24 protein-coding genes are annotated in these 26,098 nt (G+C 65.0%); 16 read left to right on the top strand and 8 right to left on the bottom strand.

Going from position 1 to position 26,098, the window contains the following annotated elements:
* The first annotated feature begins 2 nt into the window (after positions 1–2).
* The 3 genes from crtI to ACX4ZE_RS01895 all read left to right on the top strand — a co-directional run bounded on the left by crtI (position 3) and on the right by ACX4ZE_RS01895 (position 4,336).
* Positions 3–1,586, top strand: coding sequence for a phytoene desaturase family protein (crtI, locus tag ACX4ZE_RS01905; protein ID WP_480271484.1), 1,584 nt, complete (start codon positions 3–5; stop codon positions 1,584–1,586).
* Positions 1,587–1,763: 177 nt separating this feature from the next.
* On the top strand, positions 1,764–3,338 hold the full coding sequence (locus ACX4ZE_RS01900) for an alpha-(1->6)-mannopyranosyltransferase A (protein ID WP_480271483.1): 1,575 nt from the start codon (positions 1,764–1,766) through the stop codon (positions 3,336–3,338).
* The gene (locus tag ACX4ZE_RS01895) at positions 3,335–4,336 is read left to right on the top strand and encodes a phytoene/squalene synthase family protein (RefSeq protein ID WP_480271482.1); all 1,002 of its coding nucleotides are present in this window, start codon (positions 3,335–3,337) and stop codon (positions 4,334–4,336) included. Before ACX4ZE_RS01900 ends, ACX4ZE_RS01895 begins: the two co-directional genes overlap by 4 nt.
* 114 nt (positions 4,337–4,450) lie before the next feature.
* Here ACX4ZE_RS01895 and ACX4ZE_RS01890 read toward each other — a convergent pair whose 3' ends face one another.
* Entirely contained in the window at positions 4,451–4,819 is a 369-nt protein-coding gene (locus tag ACX4ZE_RS01890; protein ID WP_480271481.1) for an Rv2175c family DNA-binding protein, read from the bottom strand.
* Between the two features lie 156 nt (positions 4,820–4,975).
* Here ACX4ZE_RS01890 and pknB point away from each other — a divergent pair, with 156 nt between their 5' ends.
* Positions 4,976–6,931, top strand: coding sequence for a Stk1 family PASTA domain-containing Ser/Thr kinase (gene pknB / locus ACX4ZE_RS01885; protein ID WP_480271649.1), 1,956 nt, complete (start codon positions 4,976–4,978; stop codon positions 6,929–6,931).
* A 21-nt stretch (positions 6,932–6,952) separates the two neighbouring features.
* Here pknB and ACX4ZE_RS01880 read toward each other — a convergent pair whose 3' ends face one another.
* Complete coding sequence (locus ACX4ZE_RS01880) at positions 6,953–8,338, bottom strand: class II 3-deoxy-7-phosphoheptulonate synthase (protein WP_480271480.1); 1,386 nt, start codon at positions 8,336–8,338, stop codon at positions 6,953–6,955.
* Positions 8,339–8,548: 210 nt separating this feature from the next.
* Here ACX4ZE_RS01880 and ACX4ZE_RS01875 point away from each other — a divergent pair, with 210 nt between their 5' ends.
* On the top strand, positions 8,549–9,049 hold the full coding sequence (locus ACX4ZE_RS01875) for a polyadenylate-specific 3'-exoribonuclease AS (RefSeq protein WP_480271648.1): 501 nt from the start codon (positions 8,549–8,551) through the stop codon (positions 9,047–9,049).
* Positions 9,050–9,120: 71 nt separating this feature from the next.
* On the opposite strand, the gene qcrB is transcribed toward ACX4ZE_RS01875, so the two are convergent.
* The 4 genes from qcrB to ctaE form a co-directional block, all read right to left on the bottom strand.
* On the bottom strand, positions 9,121–10,740 hold the full coding sequence (gene qcrB / locus ACX4ZE_RS01870; RefSeq protein ID WP_480271479.1) for a cytochrome bc1 complex cytochrome b subunit: 1,620 nt from the start codon (positions 10,738–10,740) through the stop codon (positions 9,121–9,123).
* A complete protein-coding gene (gene qcrA, locus ACX4ZE_RS01865; RefSeq protein ID WP_480271647.1) occupies positions 10,737–11,912 on the bottom strand; it encodes a cytochrome bc1 complex Rieske iron-sulfur subunit in 1,176 nt (391 codons plus the stop codon). The genes qcrB and qcrA overlap by 4 nt, the downstream gene beginning before the upstream one ends.
* A gap of 154 nt (positions 11,913–12,066) precedes the next feature.
* Positions 12,067–12,930 carry a cytochrome bc1 complex diheme cytochrome c subunit gene (qcrC, locus tag ACX4ZE_RS01860; RefSeq protein ID WP_480271478.1) on the bottom strand — a complete coding sequence of 288 codons (864 nt, stop codon included), beginning with the start codon at positions 12,928–12,930 and terminating at the stop codon, positions 12,067–12,069.
* 85 nt (positions 12,931–13,015) lie between these two features.
* Positions 13,016–13,627: an aa3-type cytochrome oxidase subunit III gene (ctaE, locus tag ACX4ZE_RS01855; protein WP_480271477.1), complete on the bottom strand. Its 612-nt coding sequence runs from the start codon at positions 13,625–13,627 to the stop codon at positions 13,016–13,018.
* A 243-nt stretch (positions 13,628–13,870) separates the two neighbouring features.
* On the opposite strand from ctaE, the gene ACX4ZE_RS01850 reads away from it, so the two are divergent.
* On the top strand, positions 13,871–14,317 hold the full coding sequence (locus tag ACX4ZE_RS01850) for a hypothetical protein (protein ID WP_480271476.1): 447 nt from the start codon (positions 13,871–13,873) through the stop codon (positions 14,315–14,317).
* A 50-nt stretch (positions 14,318–14,367) separates the two neighbouring features.
* Positions 14,368–15,429, top strand: coding sequence for an anthranilate phosphoribosyltransferase (gene trpD / locus ACX4ZE_RS01845; protein ID WP_480271475.1), 1,062 nt, complete (start codon positions 14,368–14,370; stop codon positions 15,427–15,429).
* A 9-nt stretch (positions 15,430–15,438) separates the two neighbouring features.
* Here trpD and ACX4ZE_RS01840 read toward each other — a convergent pair whose 3' ends face one another.
* Together ACX4ZE_RS01840 and ACX4ZE_RS01835 are read right to left on the bottom strand one after the other, a co-directional pair.
* A complete protein-coding gene (locus tag ACX4ZE_RS01840; RefSeq protein ID WP_480271474.1) occupies positions 15,439–15,714 on the bottom strand; it encodes an Lrp/AsnC family transcriptional regulator in 276 nt (91 codons plus the stop codon).
* A gap of 5 nt (positions 15,715–15,719) precedes the next feature.
* Complete coding sequence (locus ACX4ZE_RS01835) at positions 15,720–17,513, bottom strand: DEDD exonuclease domain-containing protein (RefSeq protein ID WP_480271473.1); 1,794 nt, start codon at positions 17,511–17,513, stop codon at positions 15,720–15,722.
* A gap of 577 nt (positions 17,514–18,090) precedes the next feature.
* On the opposite strand from ACX4ZE_RS01835, the gene ACX4ZE_RS01830 reads away from it, so the two are divergent.
* The 9 genes from ACX4ZE_RS01830 to ACX4ZE_RS01790 all read left to right on the top strand — a co-directional run bounded on the left by ACX4ZE_RS01830 (position 18,091) and on the right by ACX4ZE_RS01790 (position 26,038).
* Complete coding sequence (locus tag ACX4ZE_RS01830; RefSeq protein ID WP_480271472.1) at positions 18,091–18,699, top strand: C40 family peptidase; 609 nt, start codon at positions 18,091–18,093, stop codon at positions 18,697–18,699.
* Between the two features lie 428 nt (positions 18,700–19,127).
* Entirely contained in the window at positions 19,128–20,042 is a 915-nt protein-coding gene (locus tag ACX4ZE_RS01825; RefSeq protein ID WP_480271471.1) for an NlpC/P60 family protein, read from the top strand.
* Positions 20,043–20,298: 256 nt separating this feature from the next.
* On the top strand, positions 20,299–21,225 hold the full coding sequence (locus tag ACX4ZE_RS01820; RefSeq protein ID WP_480271470.1) for a hypothetical protein: 927 nt from the start codon (positions 20,299–20,301) through the stop codon (positions 21,223–21,225).
* Positions 21,226–21,290: 65 nt separating this feature from the next.
* Complete coding sequence (locus tag ACX4ZE_RS01815) at positions 21,291–22,418, top strand: glycosyltransferase family 4 protein (RefSeq protein WP_480271469.1); 1,128 nt, start codon at positions 21,291–21,293, stop codon at positions 22,416–22,418.
* A 29-nt stretch (positions 22,419–22,447) separates the two neighbouring features.
* Positions 22,448–22,831 carry a polyketide cyclase / dehydrase and lipid transport gene (locus tag ACX4ZE_RS01810; protein WP_480271468.1) on the top strand — a complete coding sequence of 128 codons (384 nt, stop codon included), beginning with the start codon at positions 22,448–22,450 and terminating at the stop codon, positions 22,829–22,831.
* Positions 22,832–22,871: 40 nt separating this feature from the next.
* The gene (locus ACX4ZE_RS01805) at positions 22,872–23,309 is read left to right on the top strand and encodes an SRPBCC family protein (protein WP_480271467.1); all 438 of its coding nucleotides are present in this window, start codon (positions 22,872–22,874) and stop codon (positions 23,307–23,309) included.
* A complete protein-coding gene (locus tag ACX4ZE_RS01800; RefSeq protein ID WP_480271646.1) occupies positions 23,306–24,616 on the top strand; it encodes an ArsA family ATPase in 1,311 nt (436 codons plus the stop codon). The genes ACX4ZE_RS01805 and ACX4ZE_RS01800 overlap by 4 nt, the downstream gene beginning before the upstream one ends.
* Complete coding sequence (locus ACX4ZE_RS01795) at positions 24,606–25,031, top strand: hypothetical protein (protein WP_480271466.1); 426 nt, start codon at positions 24,606–24,608, stop codon at positions 25,029–25,031. The genes ACX4ZE_RS01800 and ACX4ZE_RS01795 overlap by 11 nt, the downstream gene beginning before the upstream one ends.
* Positions 25,028–26,038: an ROK family glucokinase gene (locus ACX4ZE_RS01790; protein WP_480271465.1), complete on the top strand. Its 1,011-nt coding sequence runs from the start codon at positions 25,028–25,030 to the stop codon at positions 26,036–26,038. Before ACX4ZE_RS01795 ends, ACX4ZE_RS01790 begins: the two co-directional genes overlap by 4 nt.
* Positions 26,039–26,098 lie beyond the last annotated feature (60 nt).

Genomic DNA, 26,098 nt, shown 5'->3' with positions numbered 1-26,098 from the left:
ACATGAGAACTGTTGCCGGGCCCACCGATCGAGTGGTGGTCGTCGGCGCCGGGCTGGCCGGTCTCTCCGCCGCGCTATACCTGACCGGCGCGGGCCGTACGGTGACACTGCTCGAACGGGCCGATCATCCCGGCGGCCGAGTCGGCCGCTATCTGGGCGCGGACTATGTCATCGATTCCGGCGCCACCGTACTGACCCTGCCCGAGCTGATCACCGACGCGCTCGGCGCTGTCGGCCGCAGCCCGGAAACCTGCGTCCCTCCACTGCGCATGCATCAGCTGACGCCGAGCTATCACGCACGGTTCGCAGACGGTACCCAGATCAGACTGTTCGCCGACCCTACCGCGATGGCCGCGGAGGTCGAACGGACCTGCGGCCCAGCCGAAGCGCGGGGTTACCTGCTCCTGCGCGACTGGCTGGCGCGCATCTACACAGCCGAGTTCACCGAGTTCATGGACACCAATTTCGACTCGCCACTGGACCTGGTACGACTGCGGGCAAAGCGGCGCGCGCTGGTCGAATTGGTGCGGCTGGGCGGCTTCGGCAAGCTCGGCCCCAGAGTGCACCGGTTCCTGCGCGAGCCGCGCCTGGCCCGCCTGTTCACCTTCCAAGCCCTCTATGTCGGTGTGCCGCCCGCCGAAGCGCTCGCCGTGTACGGCGCGATTCCGCATATGGACACCTCGCTTGGCGTCTATTTTCCCAGAGGCGGTATGCGAGCGATCGCCGTGGCGCTGGCACAGGCGTTCACCGATGCGGGCGGCACACTGGAACTCGGCACCGAGGTAGTCGGAATCGACTACGCGGGCCGCAGGGCCCGGCGCGCTCGTACAGCCGACGGGCGATCCTTCGACTGTGACGCACTCGTGCTCACCGCCGACCTCGGGTCGCTCGATCGTTTCGGTGTGCGGCCGAGACGCGGCCTGCGGGCCTCGCCTTCGGCGGTGGTCGCGCATGGCACTGTTCCCGCCGCGGTCACGGCGCGCTGGCCGGTGCGAGCACACCATGTCATCGAGTTCGGACGGGCCTGGGACGATACATTCTCCGAGATCACCGCGCGTCGCGGCCGCGGCGCGCTGATGAGCGACCCCTCACTGCTGCTGACCCGCCCCGCGCACACCGATCCCACACTGTTCATCGAACGGTCCGGGGCACGCTACGAGCCGTTCTCCCTACTCGCGCCATGCCCGAACCTGGCAGCCGCACCCTTGGACTGGCCACGGCTCGGCCCCGCTTATCTGCGGGAACTGCTCACGGTACTGGAAACGCGGGGATATCGCGGGATTGCCGAGAATTTCACCGTCGACCGACTCGACACGCCGCAGACGTGGCTCGACTACGGCATGCTCGCAGGCACTCCATTCTCCGCGGCACACCTTTTCCGGCAAACCGGACCGTTCCGGCCGAACAATTTCCCCCGGTCCAGTGCGAACGTAATCATCGCTGGTTGCGGCACCACTCCTGGTGTCGGAGTGCCGACCGCACTGCTTTCCGGAAAACTGGCGGCAACTCGTATCTCCGGCGCGGCCCGGACCGCTCGGCACCCGGCCTCGCGCACCAATCGGACAGCATTCGGCACGACGCCGTAAACTGAGCGCCGACCTATCCGCTCGCGGTTACGACCGCCGACCACTCGGGGGAACCGACACCAGATGGCATCCCCCGAAACACGCGCGGAAGGGCCGGAATCCCCCCACAGCGCCGACCACACAGTACCTACCTCTCCCTACCGCGAATCAGCCGTCTCGCATGGTTTCCTGTGGAGGATGCGCGTCTACTCCGACTTCGCCAGAAGCCCCGAGGGCCATGCCGCGCTGCTCGGATTCCTCGGTGCGGTGATGATCACCTTCGGCGGATTCGGCGCGGGCAGCGTACGCCGACGCGACCCGCTGTTGGAGGCCATGCATCTGTCCTGGCTGCGCTTCGGACACGGCTACGCGTTGTCGACCGTGTGCGTCTGGACCGGTGTGCTGCTCATGATCACCGCGTGGGTCCGGCTCGGGCGGGTCCTGATCGGATCGGATGACCGGGCCCGCACCGGCCCGACACCCAACGAGCTGCGCGCCATTGTCGGTATCTGGATCACCCCGCTGCTGTTCGCCGTGCCGATGTTCAGCCGGGACGCCTACTCTTATCTGGCCCAGGGCGCGCTGTTGCGCGATGGTTTCGACCCCTATCAGGACGGGCCGGTGGCGAATCCCGGGGTCCTGCTGGACAACGTGAGCCAGGTCTGGACTACGACCACAGCGCCTTACGGTCCGGTCTTCCTCCTGCTCGGCCGCGCGATCACCGCCGTGACCGGCGACAATGTCGTGGCGGGCACCATCGCGATGCGATTGGTCATGCTACCTGGCCTGATGCTGATGATGTGGGCCGTACCGTATCTGACCAGACACCTCGGCGGTAAACCCGCTCTCGCGTTGTGGTTGGCGGTGCTCAATCCGCTGGTGCTGATCCACCTGATCGGCGGCGTACACAACGAAATGCTGATGGTCGGCCTGATGTGCGCGGGCATCGCGCTGGTGTTGGAGCGTCGCCATGTAGCCGGCATCGTGGTCGTCGCGATCGGGGTGGCCATCAAGGCGACCGCAGGGGTGGCGCTGCCGTTCCTGGTGTGGATCTGGATGCTGCACGAGCGCGAGCGCCGCGCAGCGCAGCGGGTCGGGCACGACCCAGCGAATCTGCCCGCGAGTGAGCAACCCGGAGATGCGGCCGAGCCGACCGAAGACATGCCACATCCCGCGCTGACTTTCGCTAAGATCGCGGGCTTGGGCCTGAGTGTTTTCGCGACGGTGTTCGTGGCCGCTTCCGCCATCGCCGGTGTGGGAATCGGCTGGCTGAGCGCGCTATCGGGGTCGAAGAAGATCATCAACTGGCTCTCGCTGCCGACCGCCATGGCCCACGCGGTCACCTGGGTGACCCCGCTAGGGCTGGATTCGGTGCTCACCGTAACCAGGATGGGCTGCGCCCTGGCCTTGATCGCGGTCCTGGCCTGGACCTGGTGGCGGTTCCGGCACAGCGAACGGGAAGCAGTGCTCGGCATCCTGATCGCGTTCGTCGCGATCGTCATTCTCTCGCCCGCCGCGCTGCCTTGGTACTATTCATGGCCGCTTGCGCTGGCCGCCGGGTTCGCGCTGTCCACGACAACGCTGATGACGCTGGTAGGGTTGTGCACCTGGCTCATGCTGGTTTTCCAGCCGGACGGCTCGAACGGCCTGGACAACTTCTGGCATGTCGCCGCGGCCACCTTCGCCGCCATCGTGGCGGCACTCTCTTTGCGTACCGTAGACCCACTGCGGCTACGCGCCACATCGACACGCAGCACCACCTCCGCCTCATGACCCGCAGCTATCGTGTGGCCTCGGCTGTGCTGCCGCGCGCCTATCACGCATGCAAGCAGGTCGCGGCCACCCATGGCCGCACCTACTTCCTGGCCACTCGGCTTCTGTCGGCCGAGCGACGAACCGCTGTGCACGCACTGTACGCATTCGCCCGGATGGTCGACGACATCGTCGATCATCCGGGCAGGCAGGATGTCGCACTCGGCAGCGATATCCCTGTATGCGGACCGGGCGAAGAGATCGACTCGATCGAGCGGGAGCTGCGAGCAGCAATAGAACCGCACGGTCGCCAGAGATCGCCGGATCCTGTCGCGGAAACCGAGTCATCGCTGCGAAGGCTTGTTCTGACCGCCGTCGCCGACACCATCCAGCGCTACGACATCGATACACGACACTTCTGGACGTTCCTCGATTCCATGCGGATGGACGTGCCCGGCGCTGCGACCTTCCGGAACCGATATACCACCATGGCCGAATTACGCGAGTATATGCGCGGCTCCGCCGCCGCGATCGGCTTGCAGCTACTTCCGGTGCTCGGCACGGTCGTCCCAGTGTCCGAGGCCGAACCGGCCGCCGCCGCACTCGGCGAAGCGTTCCAGCTCACCAACTTCATGCGTGATATCGCAGAAGATCTCGATCGCGATCGGGTCTATCTGCCCGCCGATACCCTCGCCGCGTTCGGCGTATCCGATAGCCTGCTCATCCACTGCCGCGACACCGGACGCACCGATCAGCGTGTTCGCCGCGCGCTGGCCCATTTCATCGCGGTCAACCGTGACTTCTATCGTCGTGCCGAGCCCGGCATCGACCTGCTCGAACCGCGCGTACGCCCGGCTATCCGCACTGCGGCTACTCTCTACGCCGATATCCTCCAGTACATCGAGCGCAGCGACTACACTGTCTTCGCCCACCGGGCCGTAGTCCCCCGCCACCAACGCCTTCGCGTAGCCGCCACCGAATTCGCCACCGCCGCCCTCCGCAGTGGACACCGATACTGACCCCCGAAGCTGCCACTCGAGCATCACGCCGAACCACCACACCTCGTACGGGTTACGCGACGGGGTACCGCGTAACCCGCGAGCCCGATGGATCGGCCGAACCCGATGATCGACTCAAAATGGTTCTGCGGCCGCTCGGCGCAGTACTTCACGAGCCAACGGACCGTGCAGGGCGTCGATCGGTTTGCCCGGCAGACTGTCATCCTCGGTGAAGATCCACTCCAAGATCTCCTCGTCGGTGTATTTGGCGTCGCGCATCACCGTGATCAGCCCGGACAATGGCTTCACCACCGCCCCGGTTTCGTCGAAGAAGCACTCGGGGACGCCTGCCACACCCGCTCTACGCACGGCGATCAGCTGATGATCGCGCAGCATCTGATGCACTCGGGTCACCACCAGCCCGAGCCGATCAGCCACCTCCGGCAACGACACCAAGGGAACCGACTGTGAAAGGACGTCGTCACTGCAAGGAAATGCACTCACTCGAACAACGGTAGACGGTCGCGCATCACACGTCGCGAGACACCCAGGCCGGTTATGTCGTTACCATCGTGGGGCCGCACTACGGCGGCTGCTCGCTTGTCGCAGGCATCGCGGGGGAAACTTCTGGAAGCCGGAGGACACTACTTGATCGGCCAGATGCTGGAAGGGCGCTATCGAATCGATGCGCCGATCGCCCGCGGCGGCATGTCGATGGTCTTCCGCGGGGTCGATACCCGCCTGGGGCGCCCGGTCGCCATCAAGGTGATGGATCCGAAGTTCGCCGGCGATCCGCAGTTTCTGGCCCGATTCGAGTTCGAGGCGCGTTCGGTTGCCACGCTCAAGCATTCGTCGCTGGTAGCGGTATATGACCAGGGTATCGACGGCGAGCATCCCTTCCTGATCATGGAGCTGGTCGAGGGCGGCACCCTACGTGAACTGCTGCGCGAACGCGGCCCGATGCCGCCACACGCAGTGCGCGCCGTCGCCGAGCCGGTGCTCGCGGCTATCGGGGTAGCCCATGCGGCGGGGCTGGTGCACCGCGACATCAAGCCTGAAAACATCTTGATCTCCGACTCGGGCGAGGTGAAGATCGCAGACTTCGGTTTGGTACGTGCGGTTGCTGCGGCGAATACCACCTCGGCGAGTGTCATTCTCGGCACCGCCGCCTACTTGTCTCCAGAACAAGTCACCAGCGGCACCGCTGACGCGCGCAGCGATGTCTACTCATTCGGTGTGCTGATCTTCGAGATGCTCACCGGCCACGTGCCTTTCACCGGCGACACCTCACTGTCGGTGGCTTATCAGCGCATCGAGAACGATGTGCCGAGCCCGAGTGAGTTCATCGCCGGTGTGCCACCAGAATTCGACGAGTTGGTTGCGAAGGCGACCGCGCGCGAACCCGTGCACCGGTTCTCGGATGCGAACGAGATGGCGCAAGCAGTGCGACAGATCGGCATGACACTGCAGCTGCCCATCTACCGCGTGCCCACGCCGCAGGAATCGGCTGAGCATCTCAGCGCCGGCTATCAGGCTGCTGCGCCGGATCCCAAGGGACGACCGAGCCGCGCTGGAGCTTCGCTACGCGAGCAGCCCCCACCGCAACCCGTACAGCACACCAAAGTGGTGACCGCGCAGCACCCTCGATTCGGGGACAATCCACCGGATACTCACGATCAGCCACCAGCACGCCAGACACGCCCCGTGGCGTCGTACTCGTCCTACACCGGAATATCAGGCCGGTCCCGACGCACGGTATGGCTGTGGGTGGCCATCGTCGCGGTCCTCACGCTGCTGGTCGGCGCAGGCGGCTGGTGGCTCGGGTTCGGCCGTTATTCGGCGGTTCCTGCGATCGCGGGCCTGGACACCGACAATGCCGTCGCCATTCTTCGAGACGCCGGATTCGATACCGAGATCCGGCAGCGAGCTTCGGACACTATCCCGGTAGGCGGGGTGGTCGGCAGCAACCCTTCGGCCGGATCCAAGATCACCAAAGGCACGATGGTCGCAGTCCTGGTCTCCAGCGGAAAACCCACGGTGCCGGACGTCCGACCGGGCGATGAGGTGGCACGGGTCAACCAGTTGATCAGAGATGGCGGACTGCAACCGGTCGACGCCGGGGAGGCGCCGAGCACTGTCCCCAAGGGCACCGTCGCCAAGGTGGAACCGGCGCCGGGAACAGTACTGTCGCTCGGCGCTCGGGTAAAGGTATTCCGCAGCAAAGGATCGCAACCGGTGCGGATCCCCGATATACGCGGCAAATCGACCGACGAAGCCACTAGGGTCCTCACAGACGCCGGGATCGAGGTACGCGAAACCACGACGCAGTTCGACCGTAGTATCGGGGCGGACCTGGTCATCGGCACAATTCCAGCAGCGGGCAACACTGTGCACACCGGCGACAGCGTCGTGCTGCTGGTCTCCAATGCCATCAAAGTGCCCGATGTGCTCGGGTCGACCGTCGCCAACGCCCGCGCAAAACTGCAGTCCCTCGGCCTGAAAGTCAAGGTAAGACAGTTCGCGTCGATGGACGGTTCACTGGTGGTCTCACAAATCCCCGCCATCGGCACCAATCTCGAAGCGGGCGACACCGTCACCCTCGTGGCACTGCCCTGACTGAAGCCGGAGCGCAGGCGCTCAGCGCAACATCTCCGCGACCAAGAAGGCCAGTTCCAGGGACTGCTGGGTGTTCAGCCTCGGATCACAGGCGGTCTCGTAGCGACCGGACAGGTCGAGATCGGAAATATCCTGGGCGCCGCCGAGACATTCGGTGACATCCTCGCCGGTGAGTTCGATGTGCATACCGCCGGGGTGGGTGCCGAGCGCGCGGTGTACCTCGAAGAAGCCCTGCACCTCATCGACGATGCGGTCGAAGTGACGAGTCTTGAAGCCGGTGGACGACTTATGTGTGTTGCCATGCATCGGATCGCACTGCCAGATCACCTGGTGGCCGGTGGCCTGTACTTTCTCGATGATGGATGGTAAGACTTCGCGGATCTTGGTATGTCCCATCCGAGAGACGATGGTCAGCCTGCCTGGTTCGTTGTTCGGATCCAGTCGCTCGACGTATTCCACGGCCTGCTCTGGAGTAGTGGACGGGCCGATCTTCAGGCCGATCGGATTGGCGATCAACTCCGCGAACGCGATGTGCGCGCCGTCGAGCTGGCGGGTGCGTTCACCGATCCAGAGGAAGTGCGCGGACAGGTCGTAGAGCACCTGCTCACCGCTCGCGTTCTCGCTCAAACGCAGCATGGCGCGCTCGTAGTCCAGCACGAGCGCTTCGTGGCTGGCGTAGATGCGAGCCGATTTCAGGCTCGGGTCGTCGACCCGGCACGCCGTCATGAACGCGAGGCCGCGGTCGATCTCCTCAGCCAACGCCTCATAGCGCGCGCCCGCCGGTGATTTGGCCACGAAATCGCGGTTCCAGTCGTGCACTTTGTGCAGGTCGGCCATGCCCGCTCCGGTCAATGCCCGCACGAGGTTCATCGCCGCGCTCGCGTTGGCGTAGGCACGGACCAGCCGTGAGGGGTCGTGCGCGCGCAGTGCCGGGTCCGCGACCAGCGCGTTCACCATATCGCCGCGATAGGACTCCAAGCCGAGCGCGTCGATGTTCTCCGAACGCGGCTTGGCGTATTGGCCCGCGATCCGCGCCACCTTCACGACTGGCAGACTCGCACCGTAAGTGAGCGCGACCGCCATCTGCAGCAAGGTACGGATATTGCCCCGAATGTGCGGCTCGGTGTTGTCGGCGAATGTCTCCGCGCAGTCGCCACCCTGCACGAGGAACGCCTCGCCTCGGGCAACCTCGGCCAACTGTCCGCGCAGCTCCTCCACCTCAGCGGGCACACAGATCGGCGGCACGCTCTCCAGTACCGTGCGCATCATGGCCGCCTGCCCCGGATCCCAGGAAGGCTGCTGCAGAGCGGGACGCGCCAACGCCTCGTCCAACCTTCTGCGCAGCTCAGTGGGCAGCGGCGGCAGTTGCGGTAGGCGATCGATGGGTACGTCCACGGTCCAGTTCACTTGTTCAGGATACGGATCACCGGCCCTTCGGGAACACCCGGTATCCGGGTGGTTCCGCAGCCACCCCACGTGGCGAAGATCTCCACCTATGGCCCCTTGCGCAACGACCATCACCCATCACCATAAAGTTGCCAGGGAACCCGTCACCTGCCGCAATGGCACCGACACCCCTGCCGTAACGGCACCGATGCCGAGGAGAGACCGATCTCGCTGAGATATTTCTACGACTGTGAATTCATCGAAGACGGCAACACCATCGACTTGATCTCCATCGGTGTCGTCTGCGAGGACGGCCGGGAGTATTACGCGGTGTCCACCGAATTCGATCCCGACCGCGCGGGTCCGTGGGTGCGCAAATATGTGCTGCCACAGCTACCTTCGCCCTCCTCCCCGTTATGGCGTAGCCGCACGCGGATCCGTGACGAGCTGTACACGTTCCTCGTGCCGCGATCGAGTGTGCAGCCGCAGCTGTGGGCCTGGGCCAGCGCCTATGATCATGTGGCGTTGTGTCAGCTGTGGGGTTCCATGGTCGATCTGCCCACCACGCTGCCTCGATACACCAACGAGTTACGCCAGCACTGGGAGGCGCACGGCCGTCCCGAACTCCCCCGGACCCCGCCTGACGCGCACGACGCGCTGGCCGACGCTCGGCACAATCTGGCCAAGTTCGAAGCGATCGAGGCTGCCCGCCGCGCGACACCACGCCTTTGACGCCCCCGCCACGAAACAGCGAACGGCCCCGAGCCCGCCTGAGGCGACTCGGGGCCGTGGTCCGCACAGGGTCAGTGGCCGTCGTTCCCGTTGGCTCTTTCCTGTACCCGCTGTAGCGCCCTCAGCTGTTTGTGTTCTTCCGCGTGTTCGATCTGGAAGTGTTGTTCACTTTCCTGCCGTGGATCCGGCCTCAGGAAGCTACCGGTGCCCGGCTTACCCGCCGAACCCAGCTTGCTCATCTTCTTCGGCACCACCGCGCCCTGGTACTGCAGCGGGATCGGGTGTCCGTGCCCGTCCACCGGACCCAGCGGCTGATGCACCTCGATGTACTCACCATGCGGCAACCGTTTGATCACCCCGGTCTCGATACCATGCTCGAGCACCGCACGGTCGCTGCGCTGCAGACCCAAACAGAACCGGTAGGTCAGATAGTAGGCGATCGGCGGCCCGAGCAGCAGACCGATCCGGCCGATCCAGGTGGTCGCGTTCAACGAGATATCGAACTTCAGCGCGATGATGTCGTTGACACACGACAAGGTCAACACCACATAGAACGTGATCGCCATCGCACCGATAGCGGTACGCACCGGAACATCCCGCGGCCGCTGCAATAGGTTGTGATGTGCACTCGAGTCACCGGTGAGCCGCTTCTCGATCCACGGGTAGGCGATCAACACCGTGAACACCAACCCCATCACCACCGCCACCCAGAACACCGCGGGCACCGTGTAAGGACCCAGATACAGCTCCCACGCCGGCATCAACCGCGCCATCCCGTCGGTCCACATCATGTAGAAGTCCGGCTGCGAACCCGCCGACACCTGCGAGGGATTGTAGGGACCCAGATTCCAAATCGGGTTGATCTGCAATACCCCACCCATAATCCCCACGATCCCGAGGGTGAAGGCGAAAAACGCCCCCTGATCGGCGGCGAACACCGGCACGATCCGGGCACCGACCACATTGTTCTCCGTGCGCCCCGGCCCGGGGAACTGGGTGTGCTTCTGATACCACACCAACGCCACATGCGCCGCGATCAACGCCAGGATGATCCCGGGCAACAACAACACATGCGCCACATACAACCGCGGGATGATGATCTCGCCCGGGAAATCCCCACCGAACATCAACCAATGCAACCACGTACCGACGATCGGGATCGAGATCGTGATCCCGGAGAACGCCGCCCGCAGCCCGGTCCCCGAGAGCAGATCATCCGGCAGCGAATACCCGAAGAACCCCTCGAACATCGCCAAGATCAGCAACAGCGAACCGATCACCCAGTTCGCCTCCCGCGGCTTACGGAACGCGCCGGTGAAGAAGATCCGGAACAAATGCACGATGATCGACGCCGCGAACAACAACGCCGCCCAGTGATGCACCTGCCGCACAAACAGGCCACCACGCACCTCGAACGAGATGTTCAGCGCCGTCTCATACGCCCGCGACATCGTCACACCGCGCAACGGCTGATACGCACCGTCATAAACGACCTCACTCATCGACGGATCGAAGAACAAGGTCAAATACACACCCGACAACAACAAGATAATGAAGCTGTAGAGCGCGATCTCACCCAACAGAAACGACCAATGTGTCGGAAAGACCTTGTTGATCGACCGCTTCACGAACGCCGCGGCACGATACCGCTCATCCGCCTCGTTGGCTTGTAATGCGACAGAAGGACTCATGAGCGGCGCTCCCAGAAGGCCGGGCCGAGCGGCTCGATGAAGTCGCCGTTGGCGACCAGGAAGCCCTCAGCATTGACGGTGATCGGCAGCTGCGGCAACGCGCGAGCAGCGGGACCGAAGACCGGCTTGCCCCACTCGGTCGCGGAGAACTGCGACTGGTGACAGGGGCACAGAATCCGATTGGTCTGCTGCTCGAACAACGAGGTGGGGCAGCCGAGATGAGTGCAGATCTTCGAATAGGCGAAGTAGTCGCCGTAGTTGAAGCTCTCCTGGCCCTTGCGCTTGATCGCCTTCTCTGCGTCCTCGGTGCGCAGCCGGATCAACATGACGGCGTTGCGGATACCGCGCAGCGATTTGAATGTGGCGTGCTCGTCCCCGCGCCACTTCTCCTTCCACGGGAACACGGTCTCCATGGCGCCCGCGTCCAGATCCTCCGGACGCACCAGGACCACATCTTGCGGGCGACCGGTATCGCGGCGGATGTAGATGGTCTCACCCTCGTAGTCCGGGGTCCAGCCCGAGACCCACAGCGGCGACTTGTCGCCCTTGGCCCATGGGTTCTTGATCAGGCCGCCGGCGAACACCAGTAGCGAGCCGAGGCCGAGTACACCGACGCCGGCCCCCGCGGTACGGGTGAGCATCTTACGGCGGCCGAGAGTGGAGGTATCCAGCGCGTCCTGCAGCTCGGCGGCCAGGGTCCGGCGCTCGACCTCAGGCGAGGGACCATCATGCCGCTGCTGGACGGACAACTCGGCGGGGATGAGCGTCTTACGGATCAACACCACCGCGATACCGATGACCAGCACCGAGATACCGAAGGTCAGGCCGATCAGCGGAGTGAACAGGGAGTAGACCCCATGGCCTTCCTCGTCCTTGCCCTTGAACTCCCACGGCCAGAACAGAAAGACGCCGACCAGCGCCGCGGCCGCGATACCGGACACCGCGAACCAGAAGGTCACCGCGCGCTCGGCCCGCTTCTCCGCGCGGGTGCCCGGGATCGGGAAACGCTCGCGACGGTAGACGACGTCGACATCGTCACGTTCGGTACCGAGCTCGACCAGCTCGTCACGTGACATCGCGTCGAGTTCCGGCACGGTCGGCTCAGCCGGGGTGGCCGGCACCGACTGTTCGTTCGACGATGGTGCGTCGTGGCCCTTATCCGGCCGACCCATGTCGTCTCGCTCCTTATCGCTCATGGCCTGTGTCCTTTCGACATGACCTGGCGCCCGCCGTGGTCACGCCCACTACCGCGGGTCTCTCGGACTACCGCGATCACGCAAACTACCGCCTCCGGGCGCAGGCCGGTCATGACCGGCGCCATTCTCGTCATGACCGGGATCCGATCCACATCGCGCCACCGACCACGAGCGTGATGCCTACCACCCAGATGACCAGTCCCTCGGTCGCTGGACCGAACCCGCCGAGATCCCAGCCGCCTGGGCCCCGCTCCTCGGTGGCGTTCTTGACGTAGGCGATGATGTCGCGCTTCTCCTCCGGGCTCAGCTGCCGGTCGGAGAACTTCGGCATATTCTGCGGACCGGTGAGCATAGCCGTGTAGATCTGCTGTTCGTTGGCGGGGTCCAGCGGCGGCGCGTACTTACCGGACGACAAGGCCCCGCCGCGGCCGGTGAAGTTGTGACAGGACGCGCAGTTCATCCGGAACAGCTCCGAACCGCGGGCGATATCCGAGCCGCGCAGCGACTCCTGGGCGATCTTGCCATCCTTGTTCCGGATCACGGTCGGACCGCCGCCGTTGGCCGCCACATACGCGCTCAGCGCATCGGTCTGGTGCGCGTCGAACTTCGGTGGCTTGCGTTCGACCTGGGCCTCGTTGCGTGTCATCGGCATACGGCCAGAAGACACCTGAAAGTAGACGGCGGCCTCACCGACCCCGACCAGGCTGGGACCGCGGTCGGGCACGCCTTGCAGGTTCGCACCGTGGCAGGTGATGCAGGATGTGTCGTACAGCTGCTTGCCCTCGCGGATCAGCGCGGACTGATCCGCGTGCGCGGTGGCGCGCTGCGGTTCGGGAGTCAGGGCCGATGCCAGAAAGCCTGCTCCGACGAGACCCACCAGCAGCGCAAGCCCGCCCGCAATGCGACGGCGGACGCGGCGCTGCCTGCGCGTCTTGCTGGCCTGGCCGTTCCCTGGGCTCGCGGGCTCTGGCGCTGACGGGGGGGATGAACTCATCTGTGTCCCTTTGGAGTAGACGGAACCGACTTGTACGAAAGATTTCGGGTTACGCCGCACGGGCTCGGCCGCATGGCGACGACACTCAGCGGACGAAGTAGATCGTGGCGAACAATCCGATCCACACGATGTCGACGAAGTGCCAGTAGTAGGAGACGACGATCGCCGCAGTGGCCTGCGCCGGAGTGAACTTGCTGAGCTTCGTGCGGATCAGCAGCAGCACGAATGCGATCAGACCACCGATGACGTGCAGACCGTGGAAGCCTGTGGTGATGTAGAACACCGATCCGTAGACGCTGCTGGAGATCGTCGTGCCCTCATGGACGAGGCTCAGGTACTCGTACCCTTGGCCCGCGACGAAGAACGTGCCCATCAGCAGTGTGATCACATACCAGCGACGCAGGCCGAACACGTCACCGCGTTCCGCAGCGAACACCCCCATCTGGCAGGTGAAAGACGAGGCAACCAGCACAGCCGTGACCGGCACCGCGAGCTTCAGATTCAGCTCGGTCGGTTCCGGCGGCCAGTTACCGGCCGCCTGGGCGCGCGCGACGAAATACATCGCGAACAGGCCGGCAAAGAACATCAGCTCGCTCGACAGCCAGATGATGGTACCGACGCTGACCATGTTGGGCCGGTTCAGCGAATGCACACGCTGGGTAATGGCCGATCCTGGGGTCCCTACTGCGGTCGTCACGGGGTAAGTATGACTCGTCGTAGTACGACAGCAATATCCGGGTACGGAACTCGTTCCTCGTGTCGAGGAACACAGCGGACCGCAAGCGCTCGACCGGGCGCGGTGTGTGTGAGTCACACCGACCTACGAGCGCGTCGTCAGCATGACGAACAAGGGTGTCGTCAGCATGACGAATAAGGGTGTCGTCAGCATGACGAATAAGGGTGTCGTCAGCATGACAAATAAGGGTAAGGAGAAGCTGAGATGGAGGCGAGGGGGTCCGTATGGCTATGGCGACGGTTCTTCCGGCGACACCGGTCCACGACGCTGGACCCGGACAGCACTGAGCTGGTGGTGGTCGCGACAGGCTTCGACGACGCGGAGGCGTGCTCGACCGTATTGGCCCGCGCGACAGCACTGGACGCGGACGCGCCTGTAGTGCTGCGGCATCATCTGCGTATTCCGCCCGCACAGGTCGAGAGGGTCTGCGCGATCGCAGCGCAGGACGGCTACTCCCGAGCGCCACGGGTGGGCGAACCGGGCACCCACACCTTGGAATCGGTGCTTCTGCAGCGCGTCCAACTGCTGAACGCGCTGCATTGCGCGCAGGAGCGCGTCCGGATGGCCGGTCTCGCGCAGCGGCACGATGGGACTGCCGACGGCTGGGAAGCACTGCAACCGGGCACTCGGGGACAACCGCTCGCAGACTAGGCTGCATTCCGGATGAGTCGGTCGGCGAATCGGTGGGACGGGAGTGTGGAATGAGCGTGCGCAGCTGGCCTCAGGTGCTGGGAGCCCTCGCCGATGGCAGCGACCTGGCCACGGACGACACGGCATGGGCGATGAACGAGATCATGTCCGATAACGCCACCCCCGCACAGATCGCGGCCTTCGGTATCGCCATGAAGATCAAAGGCCCCACTCCCAACGAGCTGACTGGTTTGGCTGCAGGCATGCTCGACCACGCCCGCCTGGTGCGGATCGACGGCGATGCGGTCGATATCGTCGGTACCGGGGGCGACCGCTGTGGCTCGGTGAACATCTCCACCATGTCCTCGATCGTGGTGGCCGCGACCGGCACGCCGGTCGTCAAGCACGGCAATCGGGCAGCGTCCTCCAAGAGCGGCGGCGCCGACGTACTGGAGGCGCTCGGGGTACGGCTGACGCTCGGACCTGAGGCGGTGGCGCGCTGTGTGCGGGAAGTCGGCATCGGATTCTGCTTCGCACCCGTCTTCCATCCCGCCCTGCGCTATGCGGGAGCGGCGCGCCGCGAGATCGGTATCCCCACTGTTTTCAACGTGCTCGGTCCACTGACAAATCCGGCACAGCCGCGCGCCGGGTTGGTCGGCTGCGCGTTCGCCGATCTGCTTCCGGTGCTCGCGGGCGTGTTCGCCGAACGCGGTGACGCCGCGCTGGTGGTGCGCGGCAACGACGGTTTAGACGAGATCACCACCTCCGACACCACCGACGCGTGGATCGTCTCTGGTGGGCGGATGCGCCGCACAACCATCGATCCCATTCGGCTCGGCATTCCCCGCGTCGCATTGGACGCACTGCGCGGCGGGAATTCCGAGGTGAACGCCGGTGTGGCCCGCGACGTGTTCGCAGGCACCGACGGGGCAGTCCGGGACGCGGTCCTGCTGAACTCCGCCGCCGCGATCGTGGCCTACGGCTGGTCACGCGGCGAGGGCGATCCCGAGGGCGATGTGCACGACGCACTCACCGCGGGTATCGATCGCGCCGCAGCGGCGATCGATACCGGCCAGGCAGCCGCGCTACTGGCGCGCTGGGCCAAGCTGACTCGGACGCTAGGCGACAGCTGAGCCGCTGGACTACTCCCCCAGGGAGAAACCCGCCTCGACCTCGACGCGCGAATATGATTTGAAGGCGATATGAGTCGTGGTGCGCAGCACCCCTGGCGTCTTGTCGATCCGGCCGGTCACCACCTCGGCGACCCGCTCGTGATCACGAACCCGCACAAGTGCGATCAGGTCCACATCTCCCGCGCAGGAATAGACCTCCGCGACCCCCTCAGTGTCCGCGACCGCCTGCGCGGTCTCGGGGATACGACCGTTATCAGCGTGAATCAGGACAATCGCGGTAATCATGGTGCTCAGCCTAAGTGGTTGAGATACGACTGCTCGGCGGGTTGCGCCCGCGCCGCTGTGGCGGCCGTCTCCGCCCAGCTCAGCCAGCGCGCCGCGCTGTGTATCCGCTCGCGGTAGCCCTCGGTGGTCCGCACGATCCGCACTCCTGGACGCGCCAGCCAGCGCACGATCAAAGCCACTTCTTCTGGTAGGGCACCACGCAGCGGTGCCGTACTCGCACCGGCGGCGGCATGCACGGGTGCGACTGTCTCGGCGGTAGCGGTGATCTGGTCCACGATCGGCATCGGTGGCACGGCATGCGGTGCGGTACCCGCTCCGGCGAGACGGCCATACCGGATGACCGCGAGTTCCCAACCGCCGCTACCGTCGGGATGCGCGGCGATCAGTTCGGCGATACACGCAAGCGCAACCAGTCGCTGGATCCGGTACAGCGCTCGTATCGCAAGGGCCGTGCGATCACGTAAGCGCGCGGCAGCCTCGAAATGTTCGGCACGCGATAGGCTCTCGATCCGGTCGAGCATGGCCCGCAGCGGTGCGTCCGCGCGCCCTGCGAACAGTGCGCGCACGAGCTCGGGAGCGGTCGCGTATTCCGCCTGGTCCAGCGGGTGACCTTCCGTCGCTGCCGGACACCCGCCTACGGCCGTGGGCGGACAATCGTGAATCCCGCGCCGAGGCAGCCGTTTCGTGCAGGTTCGAAGACCGGTGTACTCCGCGATGAGCGTGCCCAGATCGGCCGCGTCAGCGCGAGAGTTGAATGGCCCCAACGCATCACGGGACGGTTCCCGCACCACCGACAACCGCGGGAACGGTTCCTCGGTCAAGGCGAGCCACCAGGCTCGTCGCGGGAACTTCGACCTTCGGTTATACGGCGGGGTATGCGCCGCCAGTAGCCGCAGTTCCCGTACGCCCGCCTCTAGCGCATGCGCGCACACGACGTGGTCGACCCGTGTCGCCAGCGACACCATCTCCTTCATCCTGCTCCTGGTCTCCGAACCAGTGAAGTAAGTACGAACGCGACGGCGCAACTGCACGGCCGTACCTATATAGAGCACTTCATCGGAGGGGCCACGGAACAGATACACTCCTGGGGCAGCGGGCAGATCGGCCGCGAGGAAGCGTTTGGCGCGCTGCTGGGGCGCGACATCGGGTAGATAGTCGAGCAGCTCGGTAAAGCTGTGTACGCCTTGGTTACCGACCCGTCCGATCAGGGCGTGCAGGACGTCGACGGTCGCGCGAGCGTCTTGCAGTGCCCTGTGCGTCGGTATCGTGGCAGCGCCGAGCAACCGGGCCAGCACGCTCAACCGCACCGAGGGCGCTTCAGCGCGGTCGAGCACCCGCCGGGCCAGCTGTACTGTGCACAGCACCCGCGGCGCGGGCCAGGAGATATCGGATCGAGTCGCGGCGGCCCGCAGGAACGCCGTATCGAACCGAGCGTTGTGCGCTACGAGCACCGCGCTCGCGGTGCAGTCGGTGGCTCCGGCAAATCCCGCGAACTCCAGGAAGCTGGACAGTACCGCCTCGATCCGGGGAGCGGCATGCACCATCGCAGTCGTGATCCCGGTAACGCGCACAATGGCAGGCGGGATCGGACGGCCCGGGTCGACCAGCGTCGCGAACTCGCCGAGCACCTCCCCGCCACGCACTTTCACCGCGCCGATCTCGGTGATGGCATCGACATCAGGGCTGGTTCCTGTGGTCTCCAGGTCCACTACCACGAATGTGGTGTCGAAAAGAGGGGCGTCCAGCTCGTCAAAAGTCAGTTGCTGGTCGGCAGCCGGGCGTGGTGCGAGGTCGGACACGACTCGCAGCGTAAAGCCATGGTCCGACAACACGGCGCACACCACGAATACTCGGATGACGCCATGGCAACGAAGCATCTTTACCTGGAGCTGATCTAGAAATACCTGAATGAGATGTAGATCACAGTAATTCGTTATATGCATCAAATATTCGGACGCGCCGAATAGGGTGCGACAAATAGCCGCCGGGCGCGTCGGCGCACCGCTCCCCCGGAGAGCGAACAGGCCGCCATGTCGATAGCTATATCAATTCCATCGAATCCACCTGCGAGAACTGCTATCACCCCAGGCAAGAAAGCTACTTCATCCACAGGGATACACCGAGGCGGCAAACCGTAACACATGCGGAATTTCACTATTGTTATCTTTTCGTGATCGGTGGGACATAACTCACACCGGCCGTTCGATGAATTCACCGGCAGTTCGTCATTCACATTCCCGGGATTACATAACACCGTGATCTTTTCGTAGCCTTTTCGAGACCTCACGGAGTCCGTCGCGCCGCACGGTGCGGCGCCGACGAAGTCCGCGGCATCACCGGATGCGGCGTCGTGAGGCAGATTGGGAGTACCGCATCATGACGACCAACGCCGTCAAGCGTCAGGCACAGCGCACTGTTGCCGCCGGGGCCGTCGGCGCTGCCACCTTCGGCGCGTTCCTGCTGCCCGCTGCCCCGGCTTCGGCCCAACCAGTGACTATTCCCGGCGTGGGAACCATCGAGATCCCGAACGAGATCCGGATTCCGCACGGCATCCCAGGGTTCGAGCTGCCCACACCGGCCCCCAGCCCCTTCACTGCCCCTGAGCCCCCCGCCGTCCCAGCGCCCTTCACCACCCCCAAGAAGTCTGTCGGCGATATCGCCCTCGGCGCGGCACTGAGCAAGATCGGCTCTCCATATGTCTACGGCGCCGCAGGTCCCAACGCATTCGACTGTTCCGGGCTGGTTCAGTGGTCCTATCGGCAGGCGGGCCGCGAGCTGCCACGCACAAGCGGCGCACAGCTCGCCGCAGGCTCCCCGGTGTCGCTGAGCAATCTGCGGCCGGGCGACCTGGTGTCCTTCTACGGCGGGGGGCACTCCGGTCTCTATGCCGGTGACGGCAACGTGGTGCACGCGGCCACCTCTGGTACGCCCGTACAGTTAGCACCGATTTCCTCGATGCCGGTCGCGGGAGCTCGCCGATTCTGAGGAATCCTCCGAGAATCGCTGCCGAACCGCAGCCGTGAATCGGTAGCATTACGGAACCCGTGATCGCATTGCGTCCTACTGGACATCACCCATGCCGTTCCGTAACCTGATTGAGACCTTTATCGGGTAGCCCGGTTGCGCATCTGTATAGATGCCTATCCGGCGCACTTCCGGGTTCAGCGAAAGCCTCTCGCCTGCTGCACGAGAGAACGCTGCACGAAAGAACGGAGCAGGCGCGGGCGGTGGCAGAACATCTCCGAAGTCGACGTCACCGAAGTCGACATCAACGAAGCAGACGAGCAAAACGTCTGATAGGAACAGCGCTGACAGCTGGAATCCTGGCCACCGGCCTCTGCGGCGGCGGTCCCGCCAGCGCCGACCCGGTCGCTGCCCCCGTCCCCGCGACCGCGACCGCGGCCGTCCAGCGGATGATCCAGCTGTCCCGGCAATCCGAACAACTCAACCAACAGGCCCTAACGGCAGCGGCCGAGTCCGACGCGAAGCTCGCCGAGCAGCATAAGGCCGACGCCGAGCTGGCCGCACGCACCGCCACAGCCGACCGCGCCCGCGCCGAGGTGCGCCGATACCAGCCGGTCATCGACCGCACCACGATCGCCGCATACCAGGGCGCCAGAACCAACCGGCTGTTCGCCGTCCTGGTCAGCGACTCGCCGCAACAACTGCTCGACCAGATGTCCACCCTCGACGTGGTCACCGCGCAGACCGCCGCACAGCTCGACCACTATCACAAGGTCACCAACGCCGCCGAAGCGGCCGAGGCGGCGGCCCGTGCGGCCGCCGACGCCGCCCGCACGGCAGCACGGCAAGCCGAGGCGGTACGCATCGAACTGGACCGCAAACGCAGCGACCTCGACACCTCTATCACCCAGGTGGTACGGGCATGGAGCGCGCTGTCGACCAAAGACAAGTCGATGCTGGCCGGCTCTCCGTTCCCACCCGGCTTCGACCGCGACACCTTGCTACGAGGTCTCATCCCCGGCAGCGACACCAGTGCCCTGGCAGCCGGGCTCACCCGCGTCGGCGACCCTTATGTTTGGGGTGCTAGTGGTCCGAATCAATTCGACTGTTCCGGCTTGGTCCAGTGGGCATTCGGACAAGTAGGCAAGAAAGTGCCGCGCACCAGCTCCCAGCAGGCCACCTACGGCACACCCGTCGCCAAGAAGGATCTACAACCCGGCGATGTCGTCTTCTTCTACCCCGATATCTCGCATGTCGGCATCTACGCGGGCAATGGGCTCATGCTGCATGCCTCTACCTTCGGAGTTCCCGTTGCGGTCGCGCCTATGGACTCGACACCGTTCCACTCCGCTCGGCGATACTGATCGTCATGAGTAGGACTGATCGTCATGAGTAAGCCGTGCACCAGCTCCGCGAGTCCGAGCGGCAGATGACCGGTAACGATCCGAGCGGTCTACGCGGCGCGCCCGATGCCGAACGGCGATGCCTTCGCTTCCCGGCACTGGGCAGGACATGCCGCGACATCAGCCGGGACAGGGCGCGATGACAACCGGAATACGGAGATTTCGCGTCTGGTGCACAGCGCGCCGGCGATTCGATTTCTTCCTCACTGTCACGATCATGATCGTTCTGACCGGCCTGGGTGCCACACTGCTCATGCCCCCGAACGCGATACTGCCTACACTACGCACCACCCAGCCGGATACGACCTACGCCGTAGGCCGTACAGCCGCCGTCGACCCCAGGGTAGCTAGGATACAGCGCATCATCGAACCGTTCGGACCGACTATCATCCGCCCGGTGCCGACCGGCGATGGACAGCAGTCCCTGGTTGTCGGCCATCCGAGCCAGCAGAACGACATCGATATCCTAGAGCGCGAACTCTCCGCCGCCATCGATGCGGTGACCGAGATGCTGGGACCTGAGTGGACGCAGTCGGCGCTGGTGGTCGTGGCATCCTCCCCCTCCGAATTCGCCGGCCTGTTACGCACGAGCACCCTCGTTCCCACCGAGGTCGCTGCTGCGACGGTCGCCGATCCGTTCACGCCGGGTACCCAACCCACCGGCCAACGCGTGGTCTTCAGTCCCTATGCCGGTCGGCGCCTCGGCACCGACGGTATCGTGACCCTGCTGCGACACGAACTGACCCACCTCGCGACCCGTGCCCGCACCGTGGATGGTGCACCGCTGTGGATGCTGGAAGGTTTCGCCGATTACACCGCCAACCACGGCCGAGGTCGGCGCTTCACAGATGTCGCCCCTACTGTCGCCGCGCACGTCCGCACTGGCGATACTCCGTACGGTCTCCCCTCCGACGCCGATTTCTCCGGCCCCGACGCCGCATTCGCCTATGAGAAGGCGTGGTCACTCTGCGCTTTCATCGCTGGAAAGTACGGCAAGGCCCGCCTTGTCCAACTCTACGAGCACATTGCCGCAGCCGAGCAGAACGCCATCACCGAAGACCGCATCTTCCGCGAAGTCCTCGGTATCACCCGTTCCGACCTCATCACCGGCTGGCGCGCCTGGCTCGATGCCCGGACCGCCTGAAGCCGTCGCGGGGTCGCGAACCCGCGACTGCACCATCGCGAATCGGACCGAGTACTTTGTTGCTCATGGCCCGAACTTTGCTGGTTACCAATGATTTCCCGCCACGGCCGGGTGGTATCCAATCGTATTTGCAAGCACTGGTCGGTCAGCTGCCCCCTGATGACCTGGTGGTCTACGCTCCACGCTGGCGCGGCGACAGCCATCTGAAATTCGATGCCAATCAGAAGTTCCAGGTGGTTCGCCACCCCACCACGCTGATGCTTCCGTCTCCACTCGTGCAGCGCCGGGCCGCGCGCCTGGTCCAGAGCGAGAAGTGCGACACGGTGTGGTTCGGTGCGGCGGCGCCACTGGCGCTGCTGACCCCGGCACTACGCCGGGCGGGCACCGAGCGCGTGCTGGCTAGTACGCATGGCCATGAAGTCGGTTGGTCGATGCTGCCCGGAGCCAGGCAGATACTGCGTGGCATCGGCGAGCACACCGATGTAGTCACCTATGTCAGCCGCTACACTCGCCGCCGGTTCGCCGCCGCGTTCGGACCGAATGCGGCGCTGGAGTACTTACCGCCCGGTGTGGATACCGAGGTGTTCCATCCGGATCCGGAAGCACGCGCCGAGCTGCGCGCACGCTACGGTCTGAGCGACCGCCCGACTATTCTGTGTCTGTCGCGCTTGGTTTCTCGGAAGGGGCAAGACGCGCTGATCCTCGCGATGCGCGATATCCGCGCACGGGTCCGGGGCGCCGTGTTGGTTATTGCGGGGAGCGGCCCCGCAGAGGGGAAGCTTCGCAGGCTGGCAGCCGCTGCGGACGTCTCCGACGATGTCGTGTTCACCGGCCGGGTTCCGTCCAGTGAACTCGCCGCCCATCACACACTCGCCGATGTCTTCGCGATGCCGTGCCGGACCAGAGGCGCGGGACTGGACGTGGAAGGCCTGGGCATTGTGTACCTGGAAGCATCCGCCTCCGGCGTCCCGGTGGTGGCGGGCAATTCCGGCGGCGCCCCGGAAACCGTTCGTGAGGGCGAAACCGGTCGCGTGGTGGACGGCCGCTCCGTGCAGCAGATCGCTAACGCTCTTGTGGAGATTCTGGCCGACCGGGAAGCAGCCGCGCGGATGGGCAGAGCGGGGCGCGCGTTCGTCGAGCAGTGTTGGCACTGGGACGACCTGGGCGCACGCTTGCGACAGTTGCTACGGTGATCAGCACCGTATCTACTACGCTCAGCAGAGTGAGCAGTATCCAGGTCGCAGATCAGACTTTCGTCGCCGCACCGGGGGCCGCCGTCGCCGAGCTGCTGGCTGGACCGAGTAATTGGCGCCGCTGGTGGCCGGACCTGGTCTTGGAAATCCGGGAGGATCGAGGGGAGAACGGTATCCGCTGGGCAGTGACAGGCGCGTTGAACGGAACTATGGAGGTATGGCTGGAGCCCTCGCTCGACGGGGTGATCCTGCACTACTTTTTACATGCCGAGCCGGTGCCCGCGCTGCCTGCGGGCAAGCTTGCCACCGCCAACCGAGCTCGCCGGGTTGCGGGTAAAGGCATGTCGTTCGAACTGAAGTCCCGGCTGGAGGCAGGTCGCCCCGCCGGTGTCACGCCCGCGTACCTGTCATGACACCCGGCTCACCCGCACGCTGAAAGGAATTGCTGTCCGCATGGCCGACAGGACCCAGAGAACGATCACCATCGAGGCCCCGTCGCAGCAGGTGATGTCTGTCATCGCCGACCTGGAATCATATCCCGAGTGGGTATCGGCGGCAAAGTCCGTGGAAGTGCTGGAGCGAGGCCCGGACGGCCTGGCCGAGACCGCCCGCTTCATTCTGGATGCCGGCGTAGTCAAAGACACCTACGTCCTGACCTACGACTGGCGCCCTGATCGCAAGGCAGTCAGCTGGACGCTACTCAGCGGTGAACTGCAAAAGATGCAGAACGGCACCTACGAGCTGATCGATCAGCCCGGAGGCGGCACCGAAGTCGTCTACACGCTGACCGTCGATCTGAACATTCCCATGATCGGCATGTTCAAGCGCAAGGCCGAGAAGGTGATCACCGATACCGCGCTGAAAGAACTGAAGAAACGGGTCGAGGGCTGACCGCGCACAAGTCCCGGGTCGAGCTGTTCATCGGCAAGGGCGGGGTAGGTAAGACCACGCTGGCGTGCGCCACCGCTATGTCCGCGGCCAAGTCCGGCTTACGTGTGCTGGTCGCCTCACTCGATCAGGCGCATTCCCTGGGCGACGCGCTCGGCTTCCGGGTTCCGCACGAACCGGGCACCGTGACCGGAGTCTCGACTGTGCTCCCCGGCCTGGACGTGATCGAGGTGGATTCACTCGCTTTGCTCGAAGACCGGTTCCGCGATGTGGTCCGGATGGTCTCGATGGGGCGCGGTCATGGCCACGGCATCGATATCGCCGCACTGGATCCGGCGGAGCTGACCGGGCTTCCTGGTGTGCAGGAACTGCTGATGCTGGTGGAGATCACCCAGTTCGCCGCAGAGGACGACTGGGATCTGGTTGTGGTCGACTGCCCACCATCGGCAGACATGCTGCGCATTGTCACCGCGCCGGACACACTACTGGGCTATCTGGAGCGAATCTGGCCACCACGGGCGAGGACGCTGGAGGCTATCGGCACCGATCTGCGCCGCGCCGTGCTCGCGGCCACGGTTGAACGAATTATCAAGGCGGTCACCGAGGTTCGCGATCTACTTGCTGACCACCGACGTACCGGGGCTCGGCTGATCGCGCTTGCCGAACGAGTCGCGGTGGCCGAATCCGAGCGCGTACGCTCCGCCACCGCACTACTGGGTCTGCGGATGGATGCCGTGGTGGTGAACAAGGTACTACCTGCCCTCGACTCACCTGCTGGTTCGGTGCGCGCCGAACATCCTGCGGTGCAATGGTATTCGAATCGACGCAGCGAACAGACCGAGGTAATCGCCGAGTTGCGGCGCAAAATGCCGGGTATCCCGGTGGTGGTCGCACCACACACCGGCCCCGAGCCGATCGGGCTGAACTCGCTGACCGCGCTGTCCTACGCGGTGGACTCGACAGGAAGCATCGGCTATCCGAGGCTTATGCTGGGCAAGAATCCGGCGGAAGTCGACGTGAGTTCCGGCGCACCGGTGATTCGCCGGGTATCCGGCACCGGGGTGCAGTCGGTGTACGCGATGCGCATGCACCTTCCGGTTGTCGACGCCGCAACGCTGCGCCTTGGCCGAGTGGAGGACGATTTGATCGTGGGAGCGGACGGAGTCCGGCGCCGGGTGCGCCTGGCGCCGGTACTACGACGGTGCGCGATCGAAGGTGCCGAGTTCGACGACGGGCACCTGGTGATCCGGTTCCGACCCGATCCACAACTCTGGTCACGCGAGTCCGAAAGCGATGGACATGACCGGTGATCCACACCGACCTGAGAAAGAGGAAACCGATGCCCACGCCCCGCCGAATGGTGCCGCAGAGTTCGTCACGGAACTGAAGTTGCTGGCCGAGGCAGTGCTGGAACGGGTCGAACCGGTGCTGCGACGGGCCGCTGACGGGCCGATCGAATGGTCCAGCTGCACTTGGTGCCCAGTGTGTGCGGCCGCAGCGTTAGTGCGTGGGGAGCACCATGAGGTGTTGACCGCGGTCGCCGACCATGGCACCGCGGTCGTCACCGTGTTGCGCGAAGCTCTAGCGGGAGTGCCGGTAGAACCGGTCATGCCAACCGATACCGACCCGGAAACCGGTGCGCCGCATCGGCACGGCCCACGTACGGACGCGGAGGATCGTGAACGATCCCGATACGTGGACATTCCCGTGACAATCAAGGTATGACACGCCAGATGGCCCGCGCGTGCCCGCTGACCGTCGGAATCGACATCGGCGGTACCAATATTCGCGCTTCCGTGGTCGATGACAGTGGCGAGGTGCTGGATACCGTCCAAGCGCCGACGCCGCATTCGGCGCGAGCGCTGGAGGACGCGCTGGACTTGGCCGTGCGCGATCTGCGCCACAGGCACCCGATCAGTGCGGTGGGCCTGGCGGTCGCCGGGTTCGTCAACGGCGACCGCTCCACTGTCCGGTTCGCCCCGCATCTGCCCTGGCAGGACACCCCGGTCGCGCGCCGACTCACCGAGCGTCTCGAACTACCGGTGATCCTGGAGCACGACGCCAACGCCGCGATGTGGGCCGAATACCGGTTCGGCGCCGCGACGGGCGGGCACAACGTGGTACTCATCGCGATCGGTACCGGCATCGGTTCGGCTCTGCTCGTCGAAGGCAAGCTGTATCGAGGCACCCACGGCGCCGCACCGGAACTCGGCCACCTACGAGTGGTTCCAGAAGGCAGACCCTGTCCGTGTGGCAAACAAGGATGCTGGGAGCGCTACTGCAGCGGGACGGCACTGGCCGATACCGCGATCGAGATGCTTGCCACTGCGCCGGCGCGGTCGGTACTGGCCAGGGACGTAGCATGCGATCCGGGCTCACTCACCGGACGCCGAGTCGCAGGCGCCGCACAGGATGGCGATCCACTCGCGCTGCGGGTGATGGCCGATTTCGCGCGCTGGCTCGGACTCGGGCTCGCTTTCGTCAGCGACCTCTTCGATCCGGACCTGGTGGTCATCGCGGGTGGTGTCGGTAGTTCGGCACCGCTGTTTCTGGACGAGGCACGCGAAGAGTACGCCCGCGCGATGACCGGCGCAGGCCACCGGCCACTGGCTCGCATCAGGACCGCACAGCTCGGCGAGGCAGCGGGCATGATCGGCGCCGCCGATCTGGCCAAAACGGCGCTGCGGGCTGGTCTGCGCACACACGCGCAGGTGGCGCAGACCAGCCGCTGACCCGACCCCCACGCCACACCAGTACATCGCGACACGTCGACCAGCTCCAGTGCTTGCGGT

The sequence above is a fragment of the Nocardia sp. TBRC8007 genome (genome assembly GCF_056629435.1).
Note: the sequence above shows the minus strand (reverse complement) of the source record. Positions and strands in the feature narration are given on the sequence as shown.

Excerpts from the sequence above, each read along its gene's own strand:
- crtI (WP_480271484.1), top strand. The coding sequence starts at position 3 with ATGAGAACTGTTGCCGGGCCCACCGATCGAGTGGTGGTCGTCGGCGCC.
- ACX4ZE_RS01900 (WP_480271483.1), top strand. The coding sequence starts at position 1,764 with ATGCGCGTCTACTCCGACTTCGCCAGAAGCCCCGAGGGCCATGCCGCG.
- ACX4ZE_RS01895 (WP_480271482.1), top strand. The coding sequence starts at position 3,335 with ATGACCCGCAGCTATCGTGTGGCCTCGGCTGTGCTGCCGCGCGCCTAT.
- pknB (WP_480271649.1), top strand. The coding sequence starts at position 4,976 with ATGCTGGAAGGGCGCTATCGAATCGATGCGCCGATCGCCCGCGGCGGC.
- qcrB (WP_480271479.1), bottom strand. The coding sequence starts at position 10,740 with ATGAGTCCTTCTGTCGCATTACAAGCCAACGAGGCGGATGAGCGGTAT.
- qcrA (WP_480271647.1), bottom strand. The coding sequence starts at position 11,912 with ATGGGTCGGCCGGATAAGGGCCACGACGCACCATCGTCGAACGAACAG.
- qcrC (WP_480271478.1), bottom strand. The coding sequence starts at position 12,930 with ATGAGTTCATCCCCCCCGTCAGCGCCAGAGCCCGCGAGCCCAGGGAAC.
- ACX4ZE_RS01850 (WP_480271476.1), top strand. The coding sequence starts at position 13,871 with ATGGAGGCGAGGGGGTCCGTATGGCTATGGCGACGGTTCTTCCGGCGA.
- trpD (WP_480271475.1), top strand. The coding sequence starts at position 14,368 with ATGAGCGTGCGCAGCTGGCCTCAGGTGCTGGGAGCCCTCGCCGATGGC.
- ACX4ZE_RS01840 (WP_480271474.1), bottom strand. The coding sequence starts at position 15,714 with ATGATTACCGCGATTGTCCTGATTCACGCTGATAACGGTCGTATCCCC.
- ACX4ZE_RS01830 (WP_480271472.1), top strand. The coding sequence starts at position 18,091 with ATGACGACCAACGCCGTCAAGCGTCAGGCACAGCGCACTGTTGCCGCC.
- ACX4ZE_RS01825 (WP_480271471.1), top strand. The coding sequence starts at position 19,128 with ATGATCCAGCTGTCCCGGCAATCCGAACAACTCAACCAACAGGCCCTA.
- ACX4ZE_RS01820 (WP_480271470.1), top strand. The coding sequence starts at position 20,299 with ATGATCGTTCTGACCGGCCTGGGTGCCACACTGCTCATGCCCCCGAAC.
- ACX4ZE_RS01815 (WP_480271469.1), top strand. The coding sequence starts at position 21,291 with ATGGCCCGAACTTTGCTGGTTACCAATGATTTCCCGCCACGGCCGGGT.
- ACX4ZE_RS01805 (WP_480271467.1), top strand. The coding sequence starts at position 22,872 with ATGGCCGACAGGACCCAGAGAACGATCACCATCGAGGCCCCGTCGCAG.
- ACX4ZE_RS01795 (WP_480271466.1), top strand. The coding sequence starts at position 24,606 with ATGACCGGTGATCCACACCGACCTGAGAAAGAGGAAACCGATGCCCAC.
- ACX4ZE_RS01790 (WP_480271465.1), top strand. The coding sequence starts at position 25,028 with ATGACACGCCAGATGGCCCGCGCGTGCCCGCTGACCGTCGGAATCGAC.